The following is a 21,434-nucleotide window of genomic DNA, read 5'->3' as shown; positions in this document are numbered from 1 at the left end:
TCAGCCCCGGACGGGGACGATCCGCACGTCCCCGTTCGGCTGGCGCTGGGTGGTCAGGCCGTCCGGCAGGTCGTGCGTGCGTTCCGGGCGGACCAGCGTGTTGTGCAGCTCCAGCGCCGAGGGCACCGCGGTGACGCGCAGGTCAACGTAGTCGTCGAACTTCGTGCGGTACAGGCTGAGCGACTCGGCGAAGGTGGTGCCGCCGAACAGCGCCTCCTTCGAGAACTCCGCGTCCCTGAAGGTCACCGGGCCGGTGAACTCGCTGCGCTCGAAGTTGGCCGTCGCGAGGAACTTCGTGCCGCTGAACCAGCCCCTGCCGAAGGTCGAGTCGTGCAGCCGCAGGTGGCCGTGCACCGTCGCCTTCGTCATCCACAGCGGACCTTCGACCCGCAGTTCGTGGAAGCGGGTGGTGGAGTGGAGGTCCGCTTCCCGCAGGGTCAGTTCGCCGATCCGGCGCCCGGACAGGTCGAAGTGGTCCAGCGTGGCCGCGGTCAGGTCGAGGTCGTAGGTCGCCGCCTCCCGGTCTTCGCAGGCCGGGAGCAGGTCGGCGATCAGCCGTTGCGCGGTCTTCCGGACCACGCCTTCACGCGCGGTTTCCGGTGTGTCTTCCGCCAGGTCGAACGGGCGGCGCAGGTACGAGCACAGCACGTCCAGCACGGTCTGCCGGTACGAAAGCCGGTTCCGCGCCAGGCCCGCCAGCGCGTGCAGCGCCCCGACCCGGACCTGGTCCGCGTCATCGCCCAGCAGTTCGACGGCTTTCGCGAACCGCTCGTCGGCCACCCGTTCCAGGTCGCGCTCGGCCCGGCGGCTCTCCAGGTCGTGCCGCTGCCGCTCGATCTCCTGCCTGCCCTCTTCGACCTTGCGCCGCCGGTCGTTGAGCCACAGCGCGTACAGCGCGACGATGGCCCCACCGGCCAGACCACCCGTGCGCAGTGCGTCGGCACGGGTGGTCTTGGGGTCGGTCAGCAGCCAGACACTGATCCCCACCAGCAGGACGACCGCGAGCGCGATCGTCAGCGCCAGCGGGGACTTCAACGCCCGCCGCACGCCGATCAGAAGGCGTAGAAGGTGCTGATGCAGAACCCGGCGTCGTCGAAGTTCGTCGCGCTCACCGAGCCCGAGACCGAACGTCCGCTCTCGGTGCCGGTGATGTCCGCGCTCACCAGCGTCTCGTCCGGCGGGGCCGAGGCGACGGAGTAGTTGCCCTGGCCGTCGATGGCGTAGCCGACCGTGGTCTCGAGCAGGCTCGCGGTGCTGGAGCAGGCCATCGCCAGCGCGCCCGACTTGTCGCCGGAGTTGACCTTGCTGATGAAGTCGTCGATCAGCGCCTTGCCGTCGGACTTGCCGGACCCGCCGGGGCTGGTGCTGGGCTTCGACGACGAGGACTTGGGGCTGGTGGTCTTCGGCTTGGAGGTCGGCTCCGACTTGGAACCCGTCGTGGGGCCGTCGCCGAGCGCCTTCCAGCACCACTTGTCGCCCGACTTGCTCACGGTGCCGTCGAACTGGGTGGTGTCGCCGTCCTTCTTCTCGGTCACCTCGACGGTGGCCACGTACTCGGTGTCCGACTTCTTCGTCGGCCCGCTGACCAGCCGGGCCGCGCTCAGGTCGTCGAGGTTGTCCGGCACGGCCTTGACCACATCGGAGGCGTCCGCGCAGATCAGCCCCTGCATCGCGGTCTTGTCCTGGGTGTTCAGCGCGGCCACGATCGCGTTCGTGGTGCCCTCGGGCCCCTCCTCGTCACCGAGGAAGAAGCCGGGCGCGACGAACCCGGTGATGCCCACGGTGATCAGCACGACCGCACCGATCGCCAGGCCGATCCACAGCCCGGCCATGCTCTTCTTCTTGGGCGGCGGGGCGCCGTACCCACCCTGCTGCGGGTAGCCCTGGTACTGCTGGGTCTGGTCGTAGCCCTGCTGCTGCTGACCGTACGGGTCGTAGCCCGGTTGCTGCTGCTGGCCGTACTGGTCGTACCCGGGCTGCTGCTGCCCGTACTGGCCCGGCTGCTGGAAGCCGCCCGACTGCGGGTACCCGCCCTGGCCCTGGCCCTGGCCGTACGGATCGGGTTGCTGGCCGTACGGCTGCCCCGGCTGAGGTGGGTAGGTCATGTCAAGCCTCCGTGAGTACTGCGTGCGCGAGCTGCGCCCCATAGCTGCGACGCGGTGACGGAGGTCCGGGTTCCCCGAGTCCGTGCGCGTTGCCCCTGACCGGCATTCTGCCTGGTCGGCCGAGGCCGTGGGCCAACTGGGATCAGAAAGCGAACACCGCGGCCACGCACGGGCCGGTGCTCAGGTCACCCGCGCCGAAAGTGGCGTGCACCTGGTCGCCGCCCGCGGAACCGGTGGCCGTGGCGACCACGGTGCCCGGGGTGTCCGAGGTGACCTCGTCGATCTTCAGGTTCGGCTTCTTGGCCACCAGTTCCTGCACGGTCGACTCGGTGGAGCCCTCCGAGCCCTTGCAGACGAAGCCCATCGCGCCGGAGGCGTCGGCCGCGTTGATCTTGTCGACCATGTCGCGGATGACCTTCTCCACCGCGGCGTCCCCGGTGCCACCGGGGGCGGGCTTGCTGCTGGAGGACGGCTTGTCCGCCGACGGCTTGCGCGAGGACGGCGCGGAGCTGGGCTTCTCGCTGCTGGGCGCGGGGGCTTCGCTGCTGGTCTGCCCGGCCGCGCTGGGCTCGTCCTTGCTGAGGAAGAAGCCGGGCGCGACGAACCCGGTGATGCCCACCGCGATCAGCACGACCAGACCGGCCGCCAGGCCGATCAGGAGCCCGGTCTTGCTCTTCTTCGGCGGCGGGCCGCCGAAGCCGTCACCACCCTGCGGGTAGCCCTGGTACTGCTGGGGCTGCCCGTACTGGTCGTAGCCGGGCTGCTGTCCGTACTGCGGCTGCTGACCGTACGGCTGCTGCTGTTGCTGGCCGTACTGGTCGTAACCGGGCTGCTGACCGTATGGCTGGCCCTGCTGCGGGAAACCACCGGACTGCGGTTGACCCGGCTGGCCGTAGCCGCCCTGGCCGTACGGATCGGGCTGCTCACCGTAGGGCTGCCCCGGCTGCGGTGGGTAGGTCATCAGGCTGCCTTCCGTAAAGCGGGTGTTCCGGGTCGGAATCTCACCACAGTCCGAGCCGTGGCGCGGCCCATTCTTCCGGCTGGGACCGCCGGAAGCACAGCGGCTCCCGTCCGATCGTGACCGAACGGGAGCCACTTCGCCGGAAACACCAGTTCAGGAGAGGGTGAACAACCCGACGCAGGCTTCACCGATCGCCGCCGTCGCGGTCACGCTCGCTTCGACGGGTTTGCCGTCCGCGGTGCCGGTGACCTGTCCGGTGAGCACCTTCGAGGACTTCGCCTGAAGTCCGCTCACCTCCAGCGACGGCTTCTGCGCGGCGAGCGTGCCCACGGCCGAGTCGTCACCGCGGCCGCCCGCGCACATCAGGTCCTTCGCGCCACCCGCGTCGCCCGCGTTCAACGCGGCGACGAAGTCCTTGATCACCTTCTCGACGCCGGGATCGGCGGGACCGGTGCCACCGCGGCCGCCGGGTGCCGGCTCCGGCGTGCTCGGCGCAGGGGTGGAAGTGGGGGCGGGCGCCGGAGTCGCGGTGGGGCGTGGCTCAGTGGTCCGGACCGGCGTGCTGGTGGTCGCACCAGCCACCGGCGCGGGGTCCCCGCGCAGGAAGCCCGGCGCGACGAACGCGGTCACGGCGAGCACGGCGAGCACCACCACGGCCGCGGCGATACCGATCAACAACGCGGTGGGCGGTTTCCGGCCGCCGCCGTCCTCCGGTTCGACAAAGGTCATCGGGCTGCCTTCCACTTCGCCGCGGGTGTCGTCCCGCAGGTCTACCGAAATCGGCTTGGAAGGCCCTTAGCTCAGCTGAAACCGCAGGTGGGAGCCCGGGGGACCCGGTCGAACCGGATCCCCCGGGACCGGCCGTCAGCTCGTGGCCATCTTCTGCAGCTGGGCGTAGTCCCCGTTCCACCGGTTGAAGTCGATCGGGGTGGAGGTGTACTGCCAGAAGGAGTAGAAGCTCCAGCCGTACGGCAGCGGCCCGACGGTGGAGCTGTACCGCGCGACCCAGAGCGGCACGGTGGCGCCGAAGTTCTGGGTCGAGCCGACGCACTCGTTCCACCAGTTGGTGTTCGTGTAGATGACCGGCCAGCGGCCGGTCCTGGCGTGGTAGCGGTCGTGGAACTCGCGGATCCACGCGCCCATGGACGCCTGCGACTTGCCGTAGCAGGTCGCGCCGTACGGGTTGAACTCGATGTCGAGCGCACCCGGCAGCGTCTTGCCGTCACCGGACCAGCCGCCGCCGTTGTTCACGAAGTAGTCCGCCTGCGCGGTGCCCGACGAGCGGTCCGGCAGCGCGAAGTGGTACGCCCCGCGGATCATCCCGATGTTGTAGGAACCGTTGTACTGCTGGGTGAAGTACGGGTTCTGGTAGCCGGTGCCCTCGGTCGCCTTGACGAAGGCGAACCGCTTGCCCTGGTTCCACCAGTGCTGCCAGTTGACGTTGCCCTGGTGCCCGCTGACGTCGATGCCCTCGACGCTCGCGGTGATCTGGACGCCGCCGGGCCCGATCGCCGGTTCCTTCTGCGCGGCGGCCTTGGTCTCCTCGGTGGAGTGGTCGCCTTCCACCCGGCGGATCTGCGAACCCAGCGGGTGGTCGAAGGTCCGGACGTACTCGTCGACGGGCATGCCGTCGATGAACGCGGGGACCGTTTCCTCGGGTGCTGAGCCGGTGTCGTCGTTGTAGGTGCTCGCACTTGCAGGGACGAGCGAACCGAGCAGGAGCAGGCCTGCCGCAACGGTGACGACCGCGCCGTGCAGGCGGCTGTGGCGGTCCCGGCTTTCTCTTCGCATGGACATAGGGGAATTCCCTTCACATATACCCTCGCGGTGAACGGCTCACTGCAGGTGGCCGTCCGGTCGTTGATTGTTGACGACCGGGGTCGGCTTTGTCACGAAATCGCGGGAAAGATGTATCCGCGGTGAGTAATTTTCGAGTGTTCGCGCGGCAACCCGGGACGGGTCAGCCGCGCGCCATCGCGGCGACGCGGTCCTCGGTGCCGTTGTAGTAGTTCTGATCGCCGGGCAGGCTCCCGCTGTCGGCGAACTGCCAGATGGTCTGGTACGCCCAGCCGGCAGGCAGCGGGCCGATCTCCGGGGCGTAGCGGGCCAGCCAGAGCGCGTTCGAGCCGCCGAAGGCGGTGCTGTCGCCGGTGCACTTCTTCCACCAGCCGGTGGAGGTGTAGATGACCGGCGGACGGCCGGTGCGCCGCGCGTAGGTGTCGGAGAAGTCCTTGATCCACGCGGTCATGCCGGCGGCGTCCTTGCCGTAGCACTTGTCGTCGCTGTACGGGTTGTACTCCACGTCGAGCGCGCCGGGCAGGGTCTTGCCGTCACCGGCCCAGCCGCCGCCGTTGTCCACGAAGTAGTTCGCCTGCTCGGCGCCGCCGGAGACGTCGGGGCGGCCGAAGTGGTAGGCGCCGCGGATCAGGCCGACCCCGTGCGCGCCGTTGTACTGCTGCCCGAACTGCGGGTTCGTGAACCCGGTGCCCTCGGTGGCCTTGACGTAGACGAACCTGGCGCCCGCACCGGCGGCGGCGTGCCAGTCGACCGCGCCCTGGTGCCCGCTCACGTCGTGGCCGAGGGTCTGGCCCTCGGCGGTGTAGCGGGTGTGGTCGGGCAGCCCGTGCACGCCTTCGACGGCGGCGATCTGCGAGCCCGCGTGATTGTCCTCAGCGAGCGAGTAGTCGGCGACGGCCGGGACGGCGCTGATCGCCGTGAAGGTGGTCAGCGCGAGACCGGCACAGATCGCGAGACAGGGAAACCGGCGCATGGCATCGCTCCTGCCGTGTGGGGGGCTGTTCGTCCACTCTCGACGATCCCCCCATCGCGGCGACCTCGCTCGGTGAGCGTCGCTTGATCGAGTGAATCAGCCCTGGTCAGCGGCTTCCTCGGCGAGCGCCTTGAGCAGGTGCTCGGCGGGCACCACGGCGGTGACGGCCTCGTGCGGGTTGATCGCCACCGGGTGACCGGCGAGCAGTTCGACCAGGTCCCGGCCGAGCACCGCGCGGGCGTGCGGCCAGTCCTTCGGCACCAGGTTCTTCGCGGTGTAGGCGGGCACCAGCACCCGGCCGTCGGTGTTGTGGAAGCCGATCACCGTGCGCTGCACCGGCGAGAGGGCGTAGACGAACAGGGTGGAATCGAGGATGACCCGCGGCAGGTCGCCCGCCGGGCGGTGCTGGGTGCGGACCAGTTGCAGCAGCCGCTCCAGGTCGTTGCCCGGCTCGGGGAAACCCAGCGCCTTGGGCGAGGGGCGGTAGCGATCGTTCGGGTGGAAGTCCTCGATCACCTGGCCCGCGGTGTTCACCGGGTAGGCGCCGACGACCGCCCACGAGGGCACCGGGCCCTGGGGGTCGAAGGCCTCGTCGATCACGTACAGCCAGCTGTCCGGGTTGGCCCTGGCGTTCGCGCGCATCTCGTCGGTGATCTTGGGTGCCCTCACCGGGACGTCCTGGGCCGTGGCCCGGTCCGAGTCATCGCGCTGCGCCATGTCGTCCCTTCGACGAATACTGGGTTTCGGGCAAGCCGAGTGGTGCTCCACTCTACTGTGGAGCGCATGCCCGCTTCGCGTTCGGTCGACCCCGCTGAGTTACGTGCCGCGGTCGGCGCGGTGGCACCGTGGCTGACCGGTGCCGGCCCGGAGCCCGCGCGCCCGGAACTGGCCAAGGCGGTCCGGCTGAGCCTGCGCACGCTGGCCGCCGACGCACCGGGGCGGTCGGTGGAGGTGCGGGTGCCGCCGTTCGCCGCCGTGCAGTGCGTCGAAGGCCCGCGCCACACCCGCGGCACCCCGCCGAACGTGGTGGAGACCGATCCGCGCACCTGGCTCGAACTGGCCACCGGGCGGCTCGACTGGGCGAGCGCCCTGGACGGTGGGCGGGTCAGCGCTTCGGGCAGTCGCGCCGACCTCGCCCACCTGCTGCCGGTTCTTCGTCTCTAGTTATCTCTTCCGTCCGACGGCACCGGCGATGCAGTGCTGGACCTGGTTCAGCGGCTTGATCCGCGGGCCGTCCGGCCACCAGTCGGCGCAGCGGGTCAGCCCGGGGTCGACCAGTTCGAGGTCACCGAACAGCTCCAGCAGCTCCTTGTGCGTGCGGAAGGTGCCCGAGCCCATCGGGCTGTGCACGAACACGTCCTCCATCTTGCGGGCGATCGGGCTGTGCTCGTTCTCCGGATCGAGGAAGTGGCTGATCGCCACGTACGAGCCGGGGGCCAGCGCGTCGATGTACTCGCGCATGAGCCGGGCCGGCTCGGCCGGGTCGCCGACGTGGTGGTGCAGCGTGCCCGCCTGCAGCAGCGCGATCGGCTGGCTGAAGTCGAGGTGGGCGCACACCTCCGGGTGCTCGAGCACCTCGCGCGGGTGGAAGATGTCCGCCGAGATCAGGTGGGTCCGGTCGTTCTCCTCCAGCAGCGCGCGCCCGTGCGCGAGCACCACCGGGTCGTTGTCCACGTAGACCACCGTCGACTCGGGGACCAGGCGCTGCACGACCTGGTGGGTGTTCTCCGCGGTGGGCAGGCCGGACCCGAGGTCGAGGTACTGGGTGATGCCGGTCTGCGACGCCAGGAAGCGGCAGGCCCGGATCAGGAAACCGCGGTTCTCGGTGGCCAGGTCCTGCGCTTCGGGAGCCTTCTGCTGCACCCCGCGCAGCACCTCGCGGTCGATCTCGTAGTTGTCCTTGCCGTTCAGGAAAGCGTCGTAGACCCGGGCGATGCTCGCTCGTGTCGGGTCCACCCCCACCGGTGCGCGTTCGGGCGAAGCAGCGGTTCCGGCAGGCATGTGTACCTCCTGGGATTGTGAACTGGGACACGTTCCACGTAGCGTAAAGGTGCACGCCCAGGTGGTAAACGACGGCGGGCTTGACAGTGCACAATGGGTATGTACGTTGGGTGGTCGCCTCACTGCTGGTGTGAGTGAACAGGGAGCGGAGCGCAAGTGACCTCGATCGAGGGGCCGAGTGGTGAGTCCTTCGGGCCCACCGCGCGCCGCATGGTGCTCGGCACCCAGTTGCGCAGGCTGCGCGAGCGCGAGGGCGTGACCAGGGCGGAAGCCGGTTACAGCATCCGCGCCTCCGAATCCAAGATCAGCCGCATGGAGCTGGGCCGCGTCGGCTTCAAGGAACGCGACGTCGTCGACCTGCTCACCATGTACGGCGTCGACGACCCCGAAGAGCGCTCCGCCTTCGTCGAGCTGGTCAAGCAGTCCAACCAGCCGGGCTGGTGGAACCGCTACAACGACCTGATGCCCCGCTGGTTCGACGACTACGTGGGGCTGGAAGAGGCGTCCCAGCGCATCCAGACCTACGAACTGCAGTTCGTGCCCGGCCTCCTGCAGACCGAGGACTACGCGCGCGCCATCGTCAGCCACGGCCGCCCCGAGTCGCGCGATGACGACGTCGAGCGCCGCGTGGCGATCCGGATGCGGCGGCAGAAGCTGCTGAACCGGCCGGAGGCGCCGCGGCTGTGGGCGGTCATCGACGAGTCGGTGCTGCACCGGCCGATCGGCGGCCGAAAGGTGTTCAAGGAGCAGCTGGACAAACTGCTCGAAATGACCACGATGTCGCACATCTCGCTGCAGGTGGTGCCGTACCGGCTGAGCGGTTACTCGGCCGAGGGCGCGTTCACGCTGCTGCGATTCGCCGAACCTGAACTGCCGAACATCGTTTACATCGAGCACCTCGCCGGGGCGCTCTACCTGGAGAAGCTGGCCGACTTCGAGATGTACAGCCGCGCGCTGGACCGCCTGGCGGTCGACGCGGAAACTCCCGAGCGCAGCCGCACCACCATCGCGAAGGTCCGTGCGGACCTCTGAATTTCACGCTGTGTAGCTGCCGACTAGGCCAGTCCAGCTTCTGTTAACACTGTCGTGAGTTATTGTTAATCTTTGACCTCACTCTGTGACAACGCGTGCATTAATTGCTGCACGTGCACCCTCATCGGCGTAGCTGCGTGCTAAAGTCATCGGCACAAGTCAAATGCACGTGCATTTGCACCCGCTGAACAACTGAGCCGGGGAAGGTGGGGACCGGGGTGACGCAGATCTCGAACGGCATGCGGGCCGACCTGCTCGCCGGTGCGCGGTGGAAGAAGAGCTCCCGCAGTGGGGCGCTCGGCAACTGCGTGGAGGTCGCCCCGCTGGCGGACGGCTCCATCGCGGTGCGCAACTCGCGGTTCCCGGCGGGGCCCGCCCTCGTCTACACCCAGGCCGAAATGGCCGCCTTCCTGGCCGGCGCCAAGGACGGAGAGTTCGACGATGTCCTCAGCTGAGCTCGCGGACGCCGCCGCGACCCCGATCAGCGACACCGAGACCAGGCTGCGGCGCCTGATCGACCGCGGTTACCAGTTCGTGCACCCGCGCAGCCCCGAGGGTGAAGTGCTCGCCGTGGTCGGGATCCGGGCGCACGAGGACGTCATCGACGTGGTCCAGCTCCACGCCGAGGACGACGTGATCGCCACCAGGATGCCCGGCGGTGAGCCGGACATCCTCGCCCCGCGGACCGTCTTGTGGCGGGTCATCGGCTCGGTGCCGACCGTGATCGACCAGCTGCTCGCGTTGCCGGAACGCCCGGCGGCGCCCGAGCCGGAGCACAGCGGCCGGGGTTGCTGGGTGCCCGGACGCGCCGGGGCGGCCAAGTGGCTGCCCGCGAGCGCCTGAGCCCCCGTGCCGCACACCAGCCCCGGGTGACCTGGTCACCCGGGGCTTCCGCGTGCCCGGTTCGACCACGCCGCACCCCGTCGTACACAGTGGACGCGGCGCCGGTTGTGATGCCGCGCGCAGCACGGCGGATCGCCGCGATCACCGTTTACACTGAAACTGCCTGACCACTTCTCCAGGGAGCTCCTCGGTGGTATCCGACCAGTCGAACACTGGACTTGCCCCAACCGACCAGCCCGACCCGGAACCCCGCGAAGAATGCGGTGTCTTCGGTGTCTGGGCGCCCGGCGAGGAGGTCGCGAAACTCGCCTACTACGGGCTCTACGCACTTCAGCACCGCGGGCAGGAAGCCGCGGGCATCTCGGTCTCCGACGGCAGCCAGATCGTCGTGTTCAAGGACCTCGGCCTGGTCAGCCAGGTGTTCGACGAGCAGGTGCTGTCCTCGTTGCAGGGCCACATCGCCGTCGGCCACTGCCGGTACTCGACCACCGGCGCGACCATCTGGGAGAACGCGCAGCCGATCTTCCGCACCACCGACACCGGCAGCGGCATCTCCTTCGCGCACAACGGCAACCTGGTCAACACCGCCGAGCTGCGCGAACGCACCGTGGCCGCCGGGCTCAAGCCGCACGCCGGGCTGACCGGCTCGTCCAGCGACTCGGACCTGGTCTGCGGGCTGCTCGCCTCCCAGGCCGCCGACCGCGGCATCGAGGCCGCCGCGATGGAACTGCTGCCCACCCTGCGTGGCGCGTTCTGCCTGGTCTTCGCCGACGAGTCGACGCTGTACGCCGCGCGCGACCCGCACGGGGTGCGCCCGCTGGTGCTCGGCAGGCTCGAACGCGGCTGGGTGGTCGCGAGTGAGACCGCCGCGCTGGACATCGTCGGCGCTTCGTTCGTCCGCGAGGTCGAGCCGGGTGAGCTGATCGCGATCGACGCCGAGGGCCTGCGGTCCTCGCGCTTCGCCACCCCGGAGCCCAAGGGCTGCGTGTTCGAATACGTCTACCTGGCCCGGCCGGACACCTCGATCGCCGGTCGCAGCGTGCACGCCACCCGCGTGGACATCGGCAAGCGCCTGGCCAAGGAGCACCCGGCCGACGGTGACCTGGTCATCCCGGTCCCGGAGTCCGGCACGCCCGCGGCCATCGGGTACGCGCAGGCCTCCGGCATCCCGTACGGCTCGGGCCTGGTCAAGAACGCCTACGTGGGCCGGACGTTCATCCAGCCGTCGCAGACCATCCGCCAATTGGGCATCCGGCTGAAGCTGAACCCGCTGCGGGACGTGATCCGCGGCAAGCGGCTGGTCGTGGTGGACGACTCGATCGTGCGCGGCAACACCCAGCGCGCGCTGGTCCGGATGCTGCGCGAGGCGGGTGCGCTCGAGGTCCACGTCCGGATCGCGTCGCCGCCGGTGCGCTGGCCGTGCTTCTACGGCATCGACTTCGCCTCGCGCGCGGAACTGATCGCCAACGGCGTCGACGCCGACGGTGTACGCCGTTCGATCGGCGCGGATTCGCTCGGCTACGTGTCGCTGGAGGGCCTGATCGCGGCCTCCGAGCAGCCGAAATCCCGGCTGTGCTCGGCCTGCTTCGACGGGGAGTACCCGATCCCGCTGCCGGACGACGCGCTGATCGGCAAGCACCTGCTGGAAGGCATGAACGGCGCCGCGGCCGCCGAAGGTGCCGCCAAACCCGTCACTCCTGCGGGGTACGGTGCCGAAGACGCCGTCCGGCGTCCCTAGCCGATTTTCTCCCAAGGACGGAGACCGCTTTCGTGAGCGAGTCCACGAACGCCACCTACGCCGCGGCCGGCGTCAGCATCGATGCCGGTGACGAGGCCGTCGAGCTGCTCAAACCGCATGCCCAGCGGGCGACGCGGCCGGAGGTGCTCGGCGGGGTCGGCGGGTTCGCCGGGCTCTTTTCGCTGAAGCTGGACCGCTGGACCGAGCCGGTGCTGGCCTCCTCCACCGACGGCGTCGGCACCAAGATCGCCGTGGCGCAGGCGCTGGACAAGCACGACACGGTCGGCATCGACCTGGTCGCGATGGTGGTCGACGACCTGGTGGTGACCGGGGCCGAGCCGCTGTTCCTGCAGGACTACATCGCCGTGGGCAAGGTGGTGCCGAAGAAGATCGAGGCGCTGGTCGGCGGCATCGCGGAAGGCTGCGTGCAGGCCGGGTGCGCGCTGCTCGGCGGGGAGACCGCGGAGCACCCCGGGATGATGGGCGAGCACGACTACGACATCTCGGCGACCGGGGTCGGCGTGGTCGAGGCCGCCGACGTGCTCGGGCCGGAGCGGGTGCGCCCCGGCGACGTGGTCCTCGCGATGGGATCTTCCGGACTTCACTCGAACGGGTACTCTTTGGCGCGCCACGTGCTGCTGGAGATCGCCCGGATGCCGCTGGACGGGCAGGTCGAGGAGTTCGGTCGCACGCTCGGCGAGGAAATGCTGGAGCCGACCCGCATCTACGCGAAGGACTGCCTGGCGCTGGCCGCCGAGACCGAGGTGCGCACGTTCGCGCACATCACCGGCGGTGGCCTGGAGGCGAACCTCGCGCGTGTGATGCCGCGCGGGCTGACCGCTTCGCTGGAACGCGGCACGTGGACGCCGGCGCCGGTGTTCGCGCTGATCGCGCACCGCGGCCGGGTGGAGCGGGCCGAGATGGAGAAGACGTTCAACATGGGCGTCGGCATGGTCGCCGTGGTGGCGTCCGAGGAGGTCGACCGCGCGCTCGCCGTGCTGACCGCGCGGCACGTGCCGGCGTGGGTGCTCGGTGACGTCCGCCCCGCCGAGGACCCCGACGGTCCGCGGGCGGTGCTGTCCGGTGACCACCCCCGGTTCTGACCTGCGCGTCGGCTCCCGGTTCGTGATCCCGGCCGGGGAGCTGAGCGAGCGGTTCTCGCGGTCTTCGGGGCCGGGCGGGCAGGGCGTGAACACCACGGACTCGCGGGTGGAACTCTCCTTCGACGTGGCACACTCGGCCGCCGTCCCGGAGTCGCTGCGGGCCCGCCTGCTCGATCGGCTGTCGGGGCGGTTGGTGGACGGTGTGCTGACGATCGCGGCGAGCGAGCACCGGGCGCAACTGGCGAACCGGGAAGCCGCCCGGGCTCGGCTGGCAATGGCTTTGGCGGAGGCTGCTGCGCCTCCGCCTCCACCGCGGCGTCCTACTAAGCCGACGCGGGGGTCGAAGGAACGTCGGATCGCGGCTAAGAAGCGGCGGTCGGATGTGAAGAGGAAACGTCGGTCTGGGTTCGAGGATTGAGGGGTGTGTTTCGCCCCGGTTTCTGATTGTGACTACGGCGGGGATGGCCTTGTCAAGGCGGGAATGATGCCTTGACAAGGCCATCCCCGCCGTGTTTTTGGCTGTGGACCGGGGTGGGGTGGGGGGGTCTGGGCGGGCGCTCGCGGTGGATGCCCCCGGGCGGCGGTCGCGTTGGGGGTGGGGTGCCGTGAATGTGGCTTTCACGGCGGAATGTGCTGTGAAAGCCACATTCACGGCATGGGTTACTCCCCGATCCAGTGGTATTGGCGTTCTGGGCGGCCGGTGCCGCCGTAGCGTAGGCGCACGTCGGCTTTGCCGGTGTCGGCGAAGTATTCGAGGTACCGGCGTGCGCTGGGGCGCGAGAGTTCTGTGGCCTGCGCGCATTCCGTGGCGGAGAGGCCGTCCGGGCGGGCGCGTAGGGCTTGTTCCACCAGTTCCGCGGTTTGCTGCGTGAGCCCTTTCGGCAACACGCTGGTGCCTCGCGGGCGAGCGGCGAACACGTCGTCCACGTCTTCCTGGTTCGACACTTCACGTCGTTCCGACAAGCGCGCGAGTTTTGCTTGCAGCGCGGCGAAGTGTTGCAGTTGGTCCCGTAGCGCCGAGGCCGAGAAGGGTTTGATCAGGTAGTGCAGCACCCCGCCGCGCATGGCGTTGCGCACGGTGTCCACGTCGCGCGCGGCGCTGATGATCACCACGTCCGTGTCTACAGTGGACGGATCGGCCCGCAGCGCGCGCAGTACCGCGATGCCGTCCATGTCGGGCAGGTAGATGTCCAGCAGCACCAGGTCCGGGCGCAGGTCGCGGACCGCGCGCAGGGCGTCGGCGCCGGTGTGGGCGACGCCGACCACGCTGAAGCCCGCCACCCGTTCGACGTATCCACTGTGGACCTTCGCGACCATGAAGTCGTCGTCCACCACCAGTACCCGGATCACCGCGTCACCCGTTCCGCGATCAGGGGCAGCACGGCGGTGAACACCGCCCCTCCCGATCGGTTCGGGGGGCCGGGGGTCGTCCCCCGTGCGGGCGGCGCGGCGTTGTGCACCTCCACCGTGCCACCGCGCCGGATGCAGGTCTGCCTGGTCAGCGCCAGCCCGAGCCCACGCTGACCACCGTGCTCGGCGGCCTTCGTGGTGAAGCCGTGCGCGAACACCTCGGTGGCGATTTCCGGCGCCACCCCCGGTCCGGAGTCCCGCACCACCACCTCCACCTGCGATTCGCCGTGCCGGATGCCGATTTCGATCCAGTCCCCGAGCTTCGGCCCGGCCGCGCGCAGCGCGTCGAGCGCGTTGTCCACCAGGTTGCCGACGACGGTGACCAGGTCACCGGAGAGCCGCTCGTCCACCGGTCCCAGTCTGCTGTCGTCGGTCAGCCGCAGCCCGGCGCCCTGCTCGGCGGCGAGGCTGGCCTTGGCGATCAGCAGCGCGGCCACCGCGATGTCGGCCACCCGGCTGGTCACCTTGTCCTGCCACTCTCCCTGCTCGTGCGCCACCAGGTCGACGTACTCGCGCACCTCGTCGTACTCGCCCAGTTCGATCAGCCCGGCGATGGTGTGCAGCCGGTTGGTGAATTCGTGCGCCTGCGCGCGCAGCGTGTCGGTGGCGCGGGAGTTGGCCGCCAGTTCTTCCCGCAGGTTGACCAGCTCGGTCCGGTCGCGCAGCGTGGCCACGGCACCCAGTTCGGCGATCGGCAACCGGTTGATCACCAGCACCCGCCCGGCCCGCAGCACGATCTGGTCCACCCCCTCGGCCCGGCCGGTGAGCACGTCCTTCAGCCGTTCGTTGATCTCCAGGTCGGCGACCGCGGTGCCGACGCACTCGTCCGGCAGCGCCAGCAGTTCCCGCGCGTGGTCGTTCACCAGGGTGATCCGGTGCTGCTGGTCCAGGCCGAGCACCCCTTCCTTGATGCCGTGCAGCAGCGCCTCGCGGTGCTCGGCCAGCCCGGCGATCTCGCGCGGCTCCATGCCGAGCGTCTGCCGCTTGACCCGCCACGCCAGCAGCGCCGAACCGGCGATGCCCAGCACGGTGGCGATGCCGAGCAACGCGAGCGCGTCACCGGCGGAGTTGCCGATGCCTTCGAAGAAGCCGGGGGTGGCCTTGCCCGCGGCCACGATGCCGTCGACCGTGCCGCGGTCGCTGATCACCGGCACGTGCGCGACCAGCGAGCCGCCGAGCTCGCCGACCCAGGCGCGGCCGCTGGTGATCATGCTGTCGCCGAGGTCCAATGTGGTGCCGACCTGCTTGGGATCGGGCGAAGTGATGATCCGGTGGGCGCGGTCGGTGATGATCACGAAATCGGCGCCGGAAAGGCTGCGCGCGCCCTCGGCGAACACCGGCAGCGGGTCGCGGCGCAGCGGGTCGGGCAGGTTCTCGCGCACCCCGGGCGTGGCGGCCACGTTCTCCGCGACCGACAGCAGGCGGCGCCCCTCGACGTCGGCGAACGACTTGTTCGACTGCGCCACCGAGAACAGCGCGACGCACGCGAGCAGGGCGAACACGATCACCAGCTGCCACCCGAGCAGCTGGCGCGCCAGTGATCCTCGCTGCATCCAGCCACTATCGCACCTCCGCGACCTGATGCCGCCGTGAGCAAAAGGAACACAAGTACCGATAAGCGCGCAAGCGAGACAGATGCCCCGCCCGGAGGCACGATGACTCGCTAACCGGGCCTCGGGGTAACCGAGGTCACCCAGGCGTACAACGGAGTGCCTGATGAAGAACCCCAAGACCTGGCTGTCGGTGCTGGTCGCCGCACTGCTGGTCCTGCTCATCCCACCGCTGGTGTCCACCGGCAGCGACGAGACCGGTGACCAGATCCGCAACTTCCGGGTGATGGTGCCGAACTCGCCGGGCGGTGGTTACGACATCACCGCGCGCACCGCGGTCAAGGCCATCGAGGAAGCCGGGCTCAACGGCTCCACCGAGGTGTTCAACCTGCCCGGCGCCGGCGGCACGGTCGGCCTCGGCAGGCTGGTCAACGAACGCGGCAACGGCAAGCTCGCGATGTCGATGGGCCTCGGCGTGGTCGGCGCGGTCTACACCAACCGTTCGCCCTCCTCGCTGCAGGACACCACGCCGATCGCGAAGCTGACCGAGGAATCCGACGTCGTGGTGGTGGGCAAGGACTCGCCGTACCAGAACATCGGCCAGCTGATCGAAGCCTGGAAGGCCAACCCCGGTGCGGTGCCGGTCGGCGGCGGCTCGGCCCCCGGCGGACCCGACCACCTCGCGCCGATGCTGATGGCCAAGGCCGCGGGAATCGCCCCGGCCACGGTGAACTACGTGCCGTTCGACGGCGGTGGCGAGCTGATGGCCTCGGTGCTCGGCGGCAAGGTCGGCTTCGGCGTCTCCGGCGTCGGCGAGACCCGCGACCAGATCGAGGCCGGCGAACTGCGCGCGCTGGCGGTCACCAGCCCGCAGCGCGTGCCCGGCATGGACGCGCCGACGCTGCAGGAGTCCGGAGTGGACGTCAGCTTCACGAACTGGCGCGGCATCGTCGCGCCGCCGGGGATCTCCAACGGGGACCGGGAAAAGCTGGTGTCGCTGTTCACCCGGCTGCAGGACACCCAGCAGTGGCAGGACGCGCTGCGGCTCAACGGCTGGACCAACGCGTTTTCCGCCGGTGACGAGTACGGCGCCTTCCTCAAGGCGGAGAACGACCGGGTCGCTTCGGTGCTGAAGGAGTTGGGGCTGGCATGACGACCACAGTGGACAACGAGCCGGTGGACGACCGGCCGCCGGAGAAGCAGAGCTGGTGGCGCGAGCACTCCGAGCTGGGCATCTGCGTGCTGCTGCTGGCCACCGGTGTGCTGGTGCTCACCGACGCGCTGAGCATTCCGACCGACTTCACCCAGCGTGGGCCGGTCGGGCCGAAGGCGGTGCCGGTGCTGGTCGGTTCCGCGCTGGTGCTGGTCGCCGCCCTGCTCGCGGTGAACGTGCTGCGCGGCGGTCGTGGTGAGGCCGAAGCCGGTGAGGACATCGACCTCGACGCGCCGACCGACTGGCGCACGGTGCTGATGCTGGCCGGGGCGTTCCTGCTGAACGCGGCGCTGATCGACACCGTCGGCTTCCCGATCTCCTCGGCGCTGATGTTCTGGGGTGCCGCGTTCGCGCTGGGCAGTCGCAACCACGTGCGTGATCCGCTGATCGCGGCCGCGGTCTCGGTGATCACCTGGCTGGCGTTCAACGAACTGCTCGGGGTCCCGCTGCCCGGCGGCCCGCTGATGGGAGTGCTGTGATGGACGCGCTGACCAATCTGCTGGACGGGTTCGGCACCGCGCTCACCCCGCAGCACCTGCTCTTCGCCGCGATCGGCGTCATCCTCGGCACCGCGATCGGCGTGCTGCCGGGCATCGGCCCGGCGATGGCGGTGGCCCTGCTGCTGCCGGTGACCTACGGGCTCGACCCGACCGCGGCGTTCATCATGTTCGCCGGCATCTACTACGGCGGCATGTTCGGTGGTTCGACCACCTCGATCCTGCTGAACACCCCCGGTGAGAGCGCGGCGGTGGTCGCGGCCATCGAAGGCAATCCCATGGCTCGCAACGGCCGCGGCTCGCAGGCACTGGCCGCGGCGGCGATCGGGCACTTCATCGGCGGCATCATCGGCACCACGGCGCTGGTGCTGCTGGCGCCGCTGGTGGCCAAGCTCGCGGTGGACATCGGCGCGCCGGACTACTTCGCCATCATGGTGCTCGCGTTCATCGCGGTGACCTCGGTGCTCGGCAAGTCCCGCGTCCGCGGGTTCGCCTCGCTGCTGATCGGGCTGACCATCGGCCTGGTCGGGCTGGACGAGATGACCGGGCAGTCGCGGCTGACCTTCGGCTCGCTGCACCTGTCCGACGGCATCGACGTGGTGATCGTGGCGGTCGGCCTGTTCGCCGTCGGCGAGTCGCTGTGGGTGGCCGCGCACCTGCGGCAGAAGCAGGCCAAGCCGATCCCGGTCGGGCGGCCGTGGCTGTCCAAAGCGGACCTTCGCCGGACCTGGAAGCCGTGGCTGCGCGGGCCGCTGATCGGGTTCCCGTTCGGCGCGATCCCAGCCGGTGGCGCGGAGATCCCGACTTTCCTGTCCTACGTCACGGAAAAGCGGCTCTCCAAGCACAAGGACGAGTTCGGCAAGGGCGCCATCGAAGGCGTCGCCGGTCCCGAATCCACGGCGAGCGCCTCGGCCGCCGGGACGCTGGTGTCGATGCTGACGCTGGGCCTGCCGACCACCGCGGTGGCCGCGGTGATGCTGGCGGCGTTCCAGCAGTACGGCATCCAGCCGGGACCGCTGCTGTTCGAACGCGAGTCGGCGCTGGTGTGGGGCCTGATCGCCAGCCTGTTCGTCGGCACGGTGCTGCTGCTGGTGATCAACCTGCCGATGGCGCCGGTGTGGGCGAAGCTGCTGCGGATCCCGCGGCCGTACCTGTACGCGGGCATCCTGTTCTTCGCCAGCGTCGGCGCCTACGCGGTCGGCGGTGAGGTGATCGACCTGGTGCTGCTGTTCATCATCGGGCTGATCGGGTTCACCATGCGGCGCTACGGGCTGCCGGTGCTGCCCGCGGTGCTCGGCGTGATCCTCGGGCCGAGCGCGGAACAACAGATGCGCCGGGCGCTGCAACTGTCCGACGGTCAGCTGTCCGGCCTGGTGAACTCGCCGATGGCGGTGGTGGTCTACGTGATCATCGCGATCCTGCTGGCTTGGCCGCTGCTGCGCAAACTCCGCAAGTCGCGCACCCCGGCCCAGGAACGCATCGACGCCTGACGGTGCCAATGCTATGAGTGGGGCATTACTAGCATTGAACGCTAGTAATGCCCCACTCATAGCATTCGCCTAAGCCGACTTGGCTGGCTTGAGGCCCCGAGTGTGGGGTTCGGCTGCCTGAACGTGGGACTCGGTTGCAGGAACGTGGGACTCGCCCGGCTCCCGATGAGGCACGCCTGCCCCCACTCATAGCATTCAGAGGCGGGCGAGGTAGCCGTTGTCGACCAGCCACAGGACGTTCAGCTGGGCCGGGGCGCCCGGCACCAAGGAACCGTTCAGCTGGAACTGCTGTCCGCCGCCCGGTTGCGCGAACCACGGCGCGACCGGGCCTTCGTAGACGTCGAACTCGCGCAGCACCCGGTAGGCGCGGTAGTTGCACAGTTCGGCCGGGGTGCCGACGAGGTTCGACGGCGGGATCGCGCGGGCGCCGTAGTGCGAGCCCTTCGGGGCCAGGAAACCGCCGTACTCACTGCCGTAGCGGTCGATCCGCTCGCCCGGCTCCAGCTCGCCGACCTCGCGGTCCGGCTGCCCGTCCGGGCCGATCACGTAACCGTCGGCGGGCGGATAGCGCCAGCTGCCCGCGGCTTCGTCGTAGTACTCGTCGAGGAACCGGTCGACCGGCTGGTGCCCGGTGCGGTGGTAGCCCAGCAACTGCCAGCCGACCACGCCGAGTTTCGGCAGTCGTTCCGGGCCCAGCCGCTTGTCGTCGTGGAAGAAGTCCGCCGAGCATTCGGTGAGGTGGCCTTCGGTCGAAGCCGAAGCCGTCGGCGGCACGACCAGCACCGCGGAAAACAGGGCCAGAGTGGCCGCGAGACTCTTGATCCAGCGCATGATCGGGAATTCTTCCCGGCCGCGAACGCGCCGGGTACCGCCTTATCCGGGCTACTTCGAAACCACCCGAAGGGCTTGGTCGATCACGCGCTGGATGTGCAGCCCCCGCTGGACGTCACACGGATGGGCCCGCGTACCGCTGGCGATCAGCGCGGCGAAGTCGTCGAGCAGGGCGGTGTAGCTGTCCTGCGGCGTGCCCGGCCGCTGGTTCACGCAGCGGAACCCGGTCTCGCCGTACACCGCCAGTTCCACCACCGTGGGCATGATCGGCAGCCGCAGCGTGAGCGTGGCGGTGCTGGTGATGCCGCCTTCGTGCTCGAGCAGCACGGTCCACAGGTCGCCGTCGTTCCGGTGCGCGGCGAGCACGCCGGTGATCGGGCCCAGCGCCGCGTCGAGCAGGTCGAATGCGTGCGGTCCGACGTCCGCGAGCGCGCCCGCGACCTCGTGCCGCCACGCCGAGTCGCGGTAGGTCTCGTTCAGCAGGGCGCCGGAGAGCCAGCGCGCGCTGCCGCCGGTCCAGCCGCCCGCTTCCTTGAGCCCGGCCAGCCACTCCTGCGTCTGGATGGCGAACCGCAGGGTGAACATGACCAGCGCGGCGACGTCCGCCTCGGCCACGGTCGCGGCCAGCCGTTCGGCGGTTTCGAGGTCCGCGGCGATCGGCTTCTCCAGGATCAGGTGCTTGCCCGCGGCCGCCGCGCGGATGGCGATCTCGCCCTGCACGGCGGGCGGGACCGCGAAGGCCACCGCGTCGACCTGCTCGAGCAGGTCGTCCACCGTTTCCACGGCCGTGGCGCAGTGCGCCTCGGCCAGTTCGCGCGCGGCTTCGGGGCGGCGAGTCCAGATCGCGGTCAGCGCGGTGCCGGGGTGCTCCGCCAATCCCGGCGCGTGCACCGTCTTCGCCCAGGGACCGCCACCGACAAGGCCTACGCGCAACTGCTGATCCACGGTGACATCCTGCCTCACGCCTGGCGTGGGTTAACGTCTGGTGCCCTCTGGAGAAAGGTCGTCCCATGCGCCGGCTTCGGTCAGTCCTCGCGGTCGCGGTGCTCACCGCGGCCCTCGCTCCGGTGACCACCGCCGCCGCGGTGGACCAGGGCAAAGGCACGCCGGGGTACTGCCAGGACGCCAACGGGGTCACCGTGGTGGTCGACTTCCACGAGCTGGGCGGGGAGCCGATCGTCCGCTGCGCCCCCGGCGAACAGGCCAGCGGCCTGAGCGCGCTGCAGAACGCGGGCTTCGAGCTGACCGGCTCACAGCGCTGGGGGCTGGCCACGCTCTGCCGGATCGAGGGCAAGCCGGGGCCGGAGGCCGAGGGCTGCGCCGACTACCCGCCGGTCACCGCGTACTGGAGCTACTGGCAGGCGCCGGAGGGCGGGAACTGGGCGTTCGCGCAGTCGGGCGTGCAGGACTCGAAGCCCCCGGCGGGCAGTTTCGAAGGCTGGTCGTTCGCCAAGGACAAGAGCGCCGACGCCACCCCGGCCCCGCGGCTCGCGCCGGTCCGGCAGACCGGGACCTCCGGCGTCACGCCGGGCGGAGTCGCGTGGAACGGCGGCGAGGCACTTCCGGCGCCGCAGGATTCCGGTTTCCCGTGGGGCGCGGTGCTCGGCGGAGCCGCGGTGCTCCTGGTCGGCGGAGCGGCCGGGATCACTGTCTACCGGCGGAAGCGCTCTGCCTGATCGCTTCCGTGGTTCCACCGCTGTGGGTTACTGTCAAGTGCTCGTGTGGGGGAAGCCGGTGCGATTCCGGCGCTGACCCGCAACCGTGAACGCCGCCTCGCGGCGTGAGCCGGACTGCCCGCCGAGCAGGCAAGGCTCCACTGTCGAGGATTGCGGGCGGAGTCCTGGGGAAGTGGCTCCGCGCCGCGCGTGTTTCCCGGGCGTCCCGGGAAAG

23 protein-coding genes and 1 riboswitch are annotated in these 21,434 nt (G+C 69.9%); of the genes, 11 read left to right on the top strand and 12 right to left on the bottom strand.

The features are described 5' to 3' along the window. From L3Q67_RS09865 to L3Q67_RS09835, 7 genes are all read right to left on the bottom strand, one after another. Window positions 1–1,047, bottom strand: coding sequence for a pentapeptide repeat-containing protein (locus L3Q67_RS09865; RefSeq protein WP_499189232.1), 1,047 nt, complete (start codon window positions 1,045–1,047; stop codon window positions 1–3). Between the two features lie 5 nt (window positions 1,048–1,052). Beyond that, complete coding sequence (locus L3Q67_RS09860) at window positions 1,053–2,105, bottom strand: hypothetical protein (RefSeq protein WP_499189231.1); 1,053 nt, start codon at window positions 2,103–2,105, stop codon at window positions 1,053–1,055. A 142-nt stretch (window positions 2,106–2,247) separates the two neighbouring features. After that, window positions 2,248–3,066: a flagellar basal body-associated FliL family protein gene (locus L3Q67_RS09855; RefSeq protein ID WP_499189230.1), complete on the bottom strand. Its 819-nt coding sequence runs from the start codon at window positions 3,064–3,066 to the stop codon at window positions 2,248–2,250. A gap of 153 nt (window positions 3,067–3,219) precedes the next feature. Further along, entirely contained in the window at window positions 3,220–3,795 is a 576-nt protein-coding gene (locus L3Q67_RS09850) for a hypothetical protein (RefSeq protein WP_499189229.1), read from the bottom strand. Between the two features lie 135 nt (window positions 3,796–3,930). After that, complete coding sequence (locus L3Q67_RS09845; RefSeq protein ID WP_499189228.1) at window positions 3,931–4,857, bottom strand: lysozyme; 927 nt, start codon at window positions 4,855–4,857, stop codon at window positions 3,931–3,933. 169 nt (window positions 4,858–5,026) lie between these two features. Next, window positions 5,027–5,836, bottom strand: a complete 810-nt coding sequence (locus tag L3Q67_RS09840; protein ID WP_499189227.1) for a lysozyme — start codon at window positions 5,834–5,836, stop codon at window positions 5,027–5,029. A 96-nt stretch (window positions 5,837–5,932) separates the two neighbouring features. Further along, entirely contained in the window at window positions 5,933–6,553 is a 621-nt protein-coding gene (locus L3Q67_RS09835; protein WP_499189226.1) for a type VII secretion system-associated protein, read from the bottom strand. A 66-nt stretch (window positions 6,554–6,619) separates the two neighbouring features. On the opposite strand from L3Q67_RS09835, the gene L3Q67_RS09830 reads away from it, so the two are divergent. Beyond that, on the top strand, window positions 6,620–7,000 hold the full coding sequence (locus L3Q67_RS09830) for a sterol carrier family protein (protein WP_499189225.1): 381 nt from the start codon (window positions 6,620–6,622) through the stop codon (window positions 6,998–7,000). Here the strand turns inward: L3Q67_RS09830 and L3Q67_RS09825 are convergent, their stop codons facing one another. Then, window positions 7,001–7,837 carry a class I SAM-dependent methyltransferase gene (locus L3Q67_RS09825; protein WP_499189224.1) on the bottom strand — a complete coding sequence of 279 codons (837 nt, stop codon included), beginning with the start codon at window positions 7,835–7,837 and terminating at the stop codon, window positions 7,001–7,003. A gap of 156 nt (window positions 7,838–7,993) precedes the next feature. On the opposite strand from L3Q67_RS09825, the gene L3Q67_RS09820 reads away from it, so the two are divergent. The 6 genes from L3Q67_RS09820 (at window position 7,994) to arfB (ending at window position 12,971) form a co-directional block, all read left to right on the top strand. Beyond that, window positions 7,994–8,869: a Sco1979 family transcriptional regulator gene (locus L3Q67_RS09820; protein WP_499189223.1), complete on the top strand. Its 876-nt coding sequence runs from the start codon at window positions 7,994–7,996 to the stop codon at window positions 8,867–8,869. A 239-nt stretch (window positions 8,870–9,108) separates the two neighbouring features. Next, window positions 9,109–9,324, top strand: a complete 216-nt coding sequence (locus L3Q67_RS09815) for a DUF397 domain-containing protein (RefSeq protein WP_499191479.1) — start codon at window positions 9,109–9,111, stop codon at window positions 9,322–9,324. Next, window positions 9,311–9,712 carry a hypothetical protein gene (locus L3Q67_RS09810; protein ID WP_499189222.1) on the top strand — a complete coding sequence of 134 codons (402 nt, stop codon included), beginning with the start codon at window positions 9,311–9,313 and terminating at the stop codon, window positions 9,710–9,712. The genes L3Q67_RS09815 and L3Q67_RS09810 overlap by 14 nt, the downstream gene beginning before the upstream one ends. A 190-nt stretch (window positions 9,713–9,902) precedes the next feature. Next, window positions 9,903–11,450 (top strand): amidophosphoribosyltransferase, encoded by a 1,548-nt coding sequence (purF, locus tag L3Q67_RS09805; protein WP_499189221.1) that lies wholly within the window; start codon window positions 9,903–9,905, stop codon window positions 11,448–11,450. Window positions 11,451–11,482: 32 nt separating this feature from the next. After that, the gene (purM, locus tag L3Q67_RS09800) at window positions 11,483–12,553 is read left to right on the top strand and encodes a phosphoribosylformylglycinamidine cyclo-ligase (RefSeq protein ID WP_499189220.1); all 1,071 of its coding nucleotides are present in this window, start codon (window positions 11,483–11,485) and stop codon (window positions 12,551–12,553) included. After that, entirely contained in the window at window positions 12,534–12,971 is a 438-nt protein-coding gene (arfB, locus tag L3Q67_RS09795; protein ID WP_499189219.1) for an aminoacyl-tRNA hydrolase, read from the top strand. The genes purM and arfB overlap by 20 nt, the downstream gene beginning before the upstream one ends. A gap of 242 nt (window positions 12,972–13,213) precedes the next feature. Here the strand turns inward: arfB and L3Q67_RS09790 are convergent, their stop codons facing one another. Beyond that, window positions 13,214–13,903: a response regulator gene (locus L3Q67_RS09790; RefSeq protein ID WP_499189218.1), complete on the bottom strand. Its 690-nt coding sequence runs from the start codon at window positions 13,901–13,903 to the stop codon at window positions 13,214–13,216. Then, window positions 13,900–15,516, bottom strand: coding sequence for a sensor histidine kinase (locus tag L3Q67_RS09785; RefSeq protein WP_499189217.1), 1,617 nt, complete (start codon window positions 15,514–15,516; stop codon window positions 13,900–13,902). The genes L3Q67_RS09790 and L3Q67_RS09785 overlap by 4 nt, the downstream gene beginning before the upstream one ends. Window positions 15,517–15,679: 163 nt before the next feature. On the opposite strand from L3Q67_RS09785, the gene L3Q67_RS09780 reads away from it, so the two are divergent. Genes L3Q67_RS09780 through L3Q67_RS09770 form a run of 3 tightly spaced genes read left to right on the top strand, consistent with a single transcriptional unit; the run spans window position 15,680 to window position 18,713 of the window. Further along, window positions 15,680–16,666 carry a Bug family tripartite tricarboxylate transporter substrate binding protein gene (locus L3Q67_RS09780; protein WP_499189216.1) on the top strand — a complete coding sequence of 329 codons (987 nt, stop codon included), beginning with the start codon at window positions 15,680–15,682 and terminating at the stop codon, window positions 16,664–16,666. Beyond that, entirely contained in the window at window positions 16,663–17,205 is a 543-nt protein-coding gene (locus tag L3Q67_RS09775) for a tripartite tricarboxylate transporter TctB family protein (RefSeq protein ID WP_209663599.1), read from the top strand. Before L3Q67_RS09780 ends, L3Q67_RS09775 begins: the two co-directional genes overlap by 4 nt. Further along, window positions 17,205–18,713: a tripartite tricarboxylate transporter permease gene (locus L3Q67_RS09770; protein ID WP_499189215.1), complete on the top strand. Its 1,509-nt coding sequence runs from the start codon at window positions 17,205–17,207 to the stop codon at window positions 18,711–18,713. The genes L3Q67_RS09775 and L3Q67_RS09770 overlap by 1 nt, the downstream gene beginning before the upstream one ends. 195 nt (window positions 18,714–18,908) lie before the next feature. Here the strand turns inward: L3Q67_RS09770 and L3Q67_RS09765 are convergent, their stop codons facing one another. Together L3Q67_RS09765 and L3Q67_RS09760 are read right to left on the bottom strand one after the other, a co-directional pair. After that, a complete protein-coding gene (locus L3Q67_RS09765; protein ID WP_499189214.1) occupies window positions 18,909–19,544 on the bottom strand; it encodes a TNT domain-containing protein in 636 nt (211 codons plus the stop codon). A 51-nt stretch (window positions 19,545–19,595) separates the two neighbouring features. Next, window positions 19,596–20,489, bottom strand: coding sequence for a Gfo/Idh/MocA family protein (locus L3Q67_RS09760; RefSeq protein WP_499189213.1), 894 nt, complete (start codon window positions 20,487–20,489; stop codon window positions 19,596–19,598). 65 nt (window positions 20,490–20,554) lie between these two features. Here L3Q67_RS09760 and L3Q67_RS09755 point away from each other — a divergent pair, with 65 nt between their 5' ends. Further along, a complete protein-coding gene (locus L3Q67_RS09755; protein ID WP_499189212.1) occupies window positions 20,555–21,220 on the top strand; it encodes an SCO2322-related protein in 666 nt (221 codons plus the stop codon). After that, a riboswitch (cobalamin riboswitch) is annotated at window positions 21,213–21,360 on the top strand. It overlaps the preceding gene by 8 nt. Window positions 21,361–21,434: the final 74 nt, after the last annotated feature.

The sequence above is a fragment of the Saccharothrix sp. AJ9571 genome (assembly GCF_021725495.1).
GTDB lineage: Bacteria > Actinomycetota > Actinomycetes > Mycobacteriales > Pseudonocardiaceae > Amycolatopsis > Amycolatopsis magusensis.
Note: the sequence above shows the minus strand (reverse complement) of the source record. Positions and strands in the feature narration are given on the sequence as shown.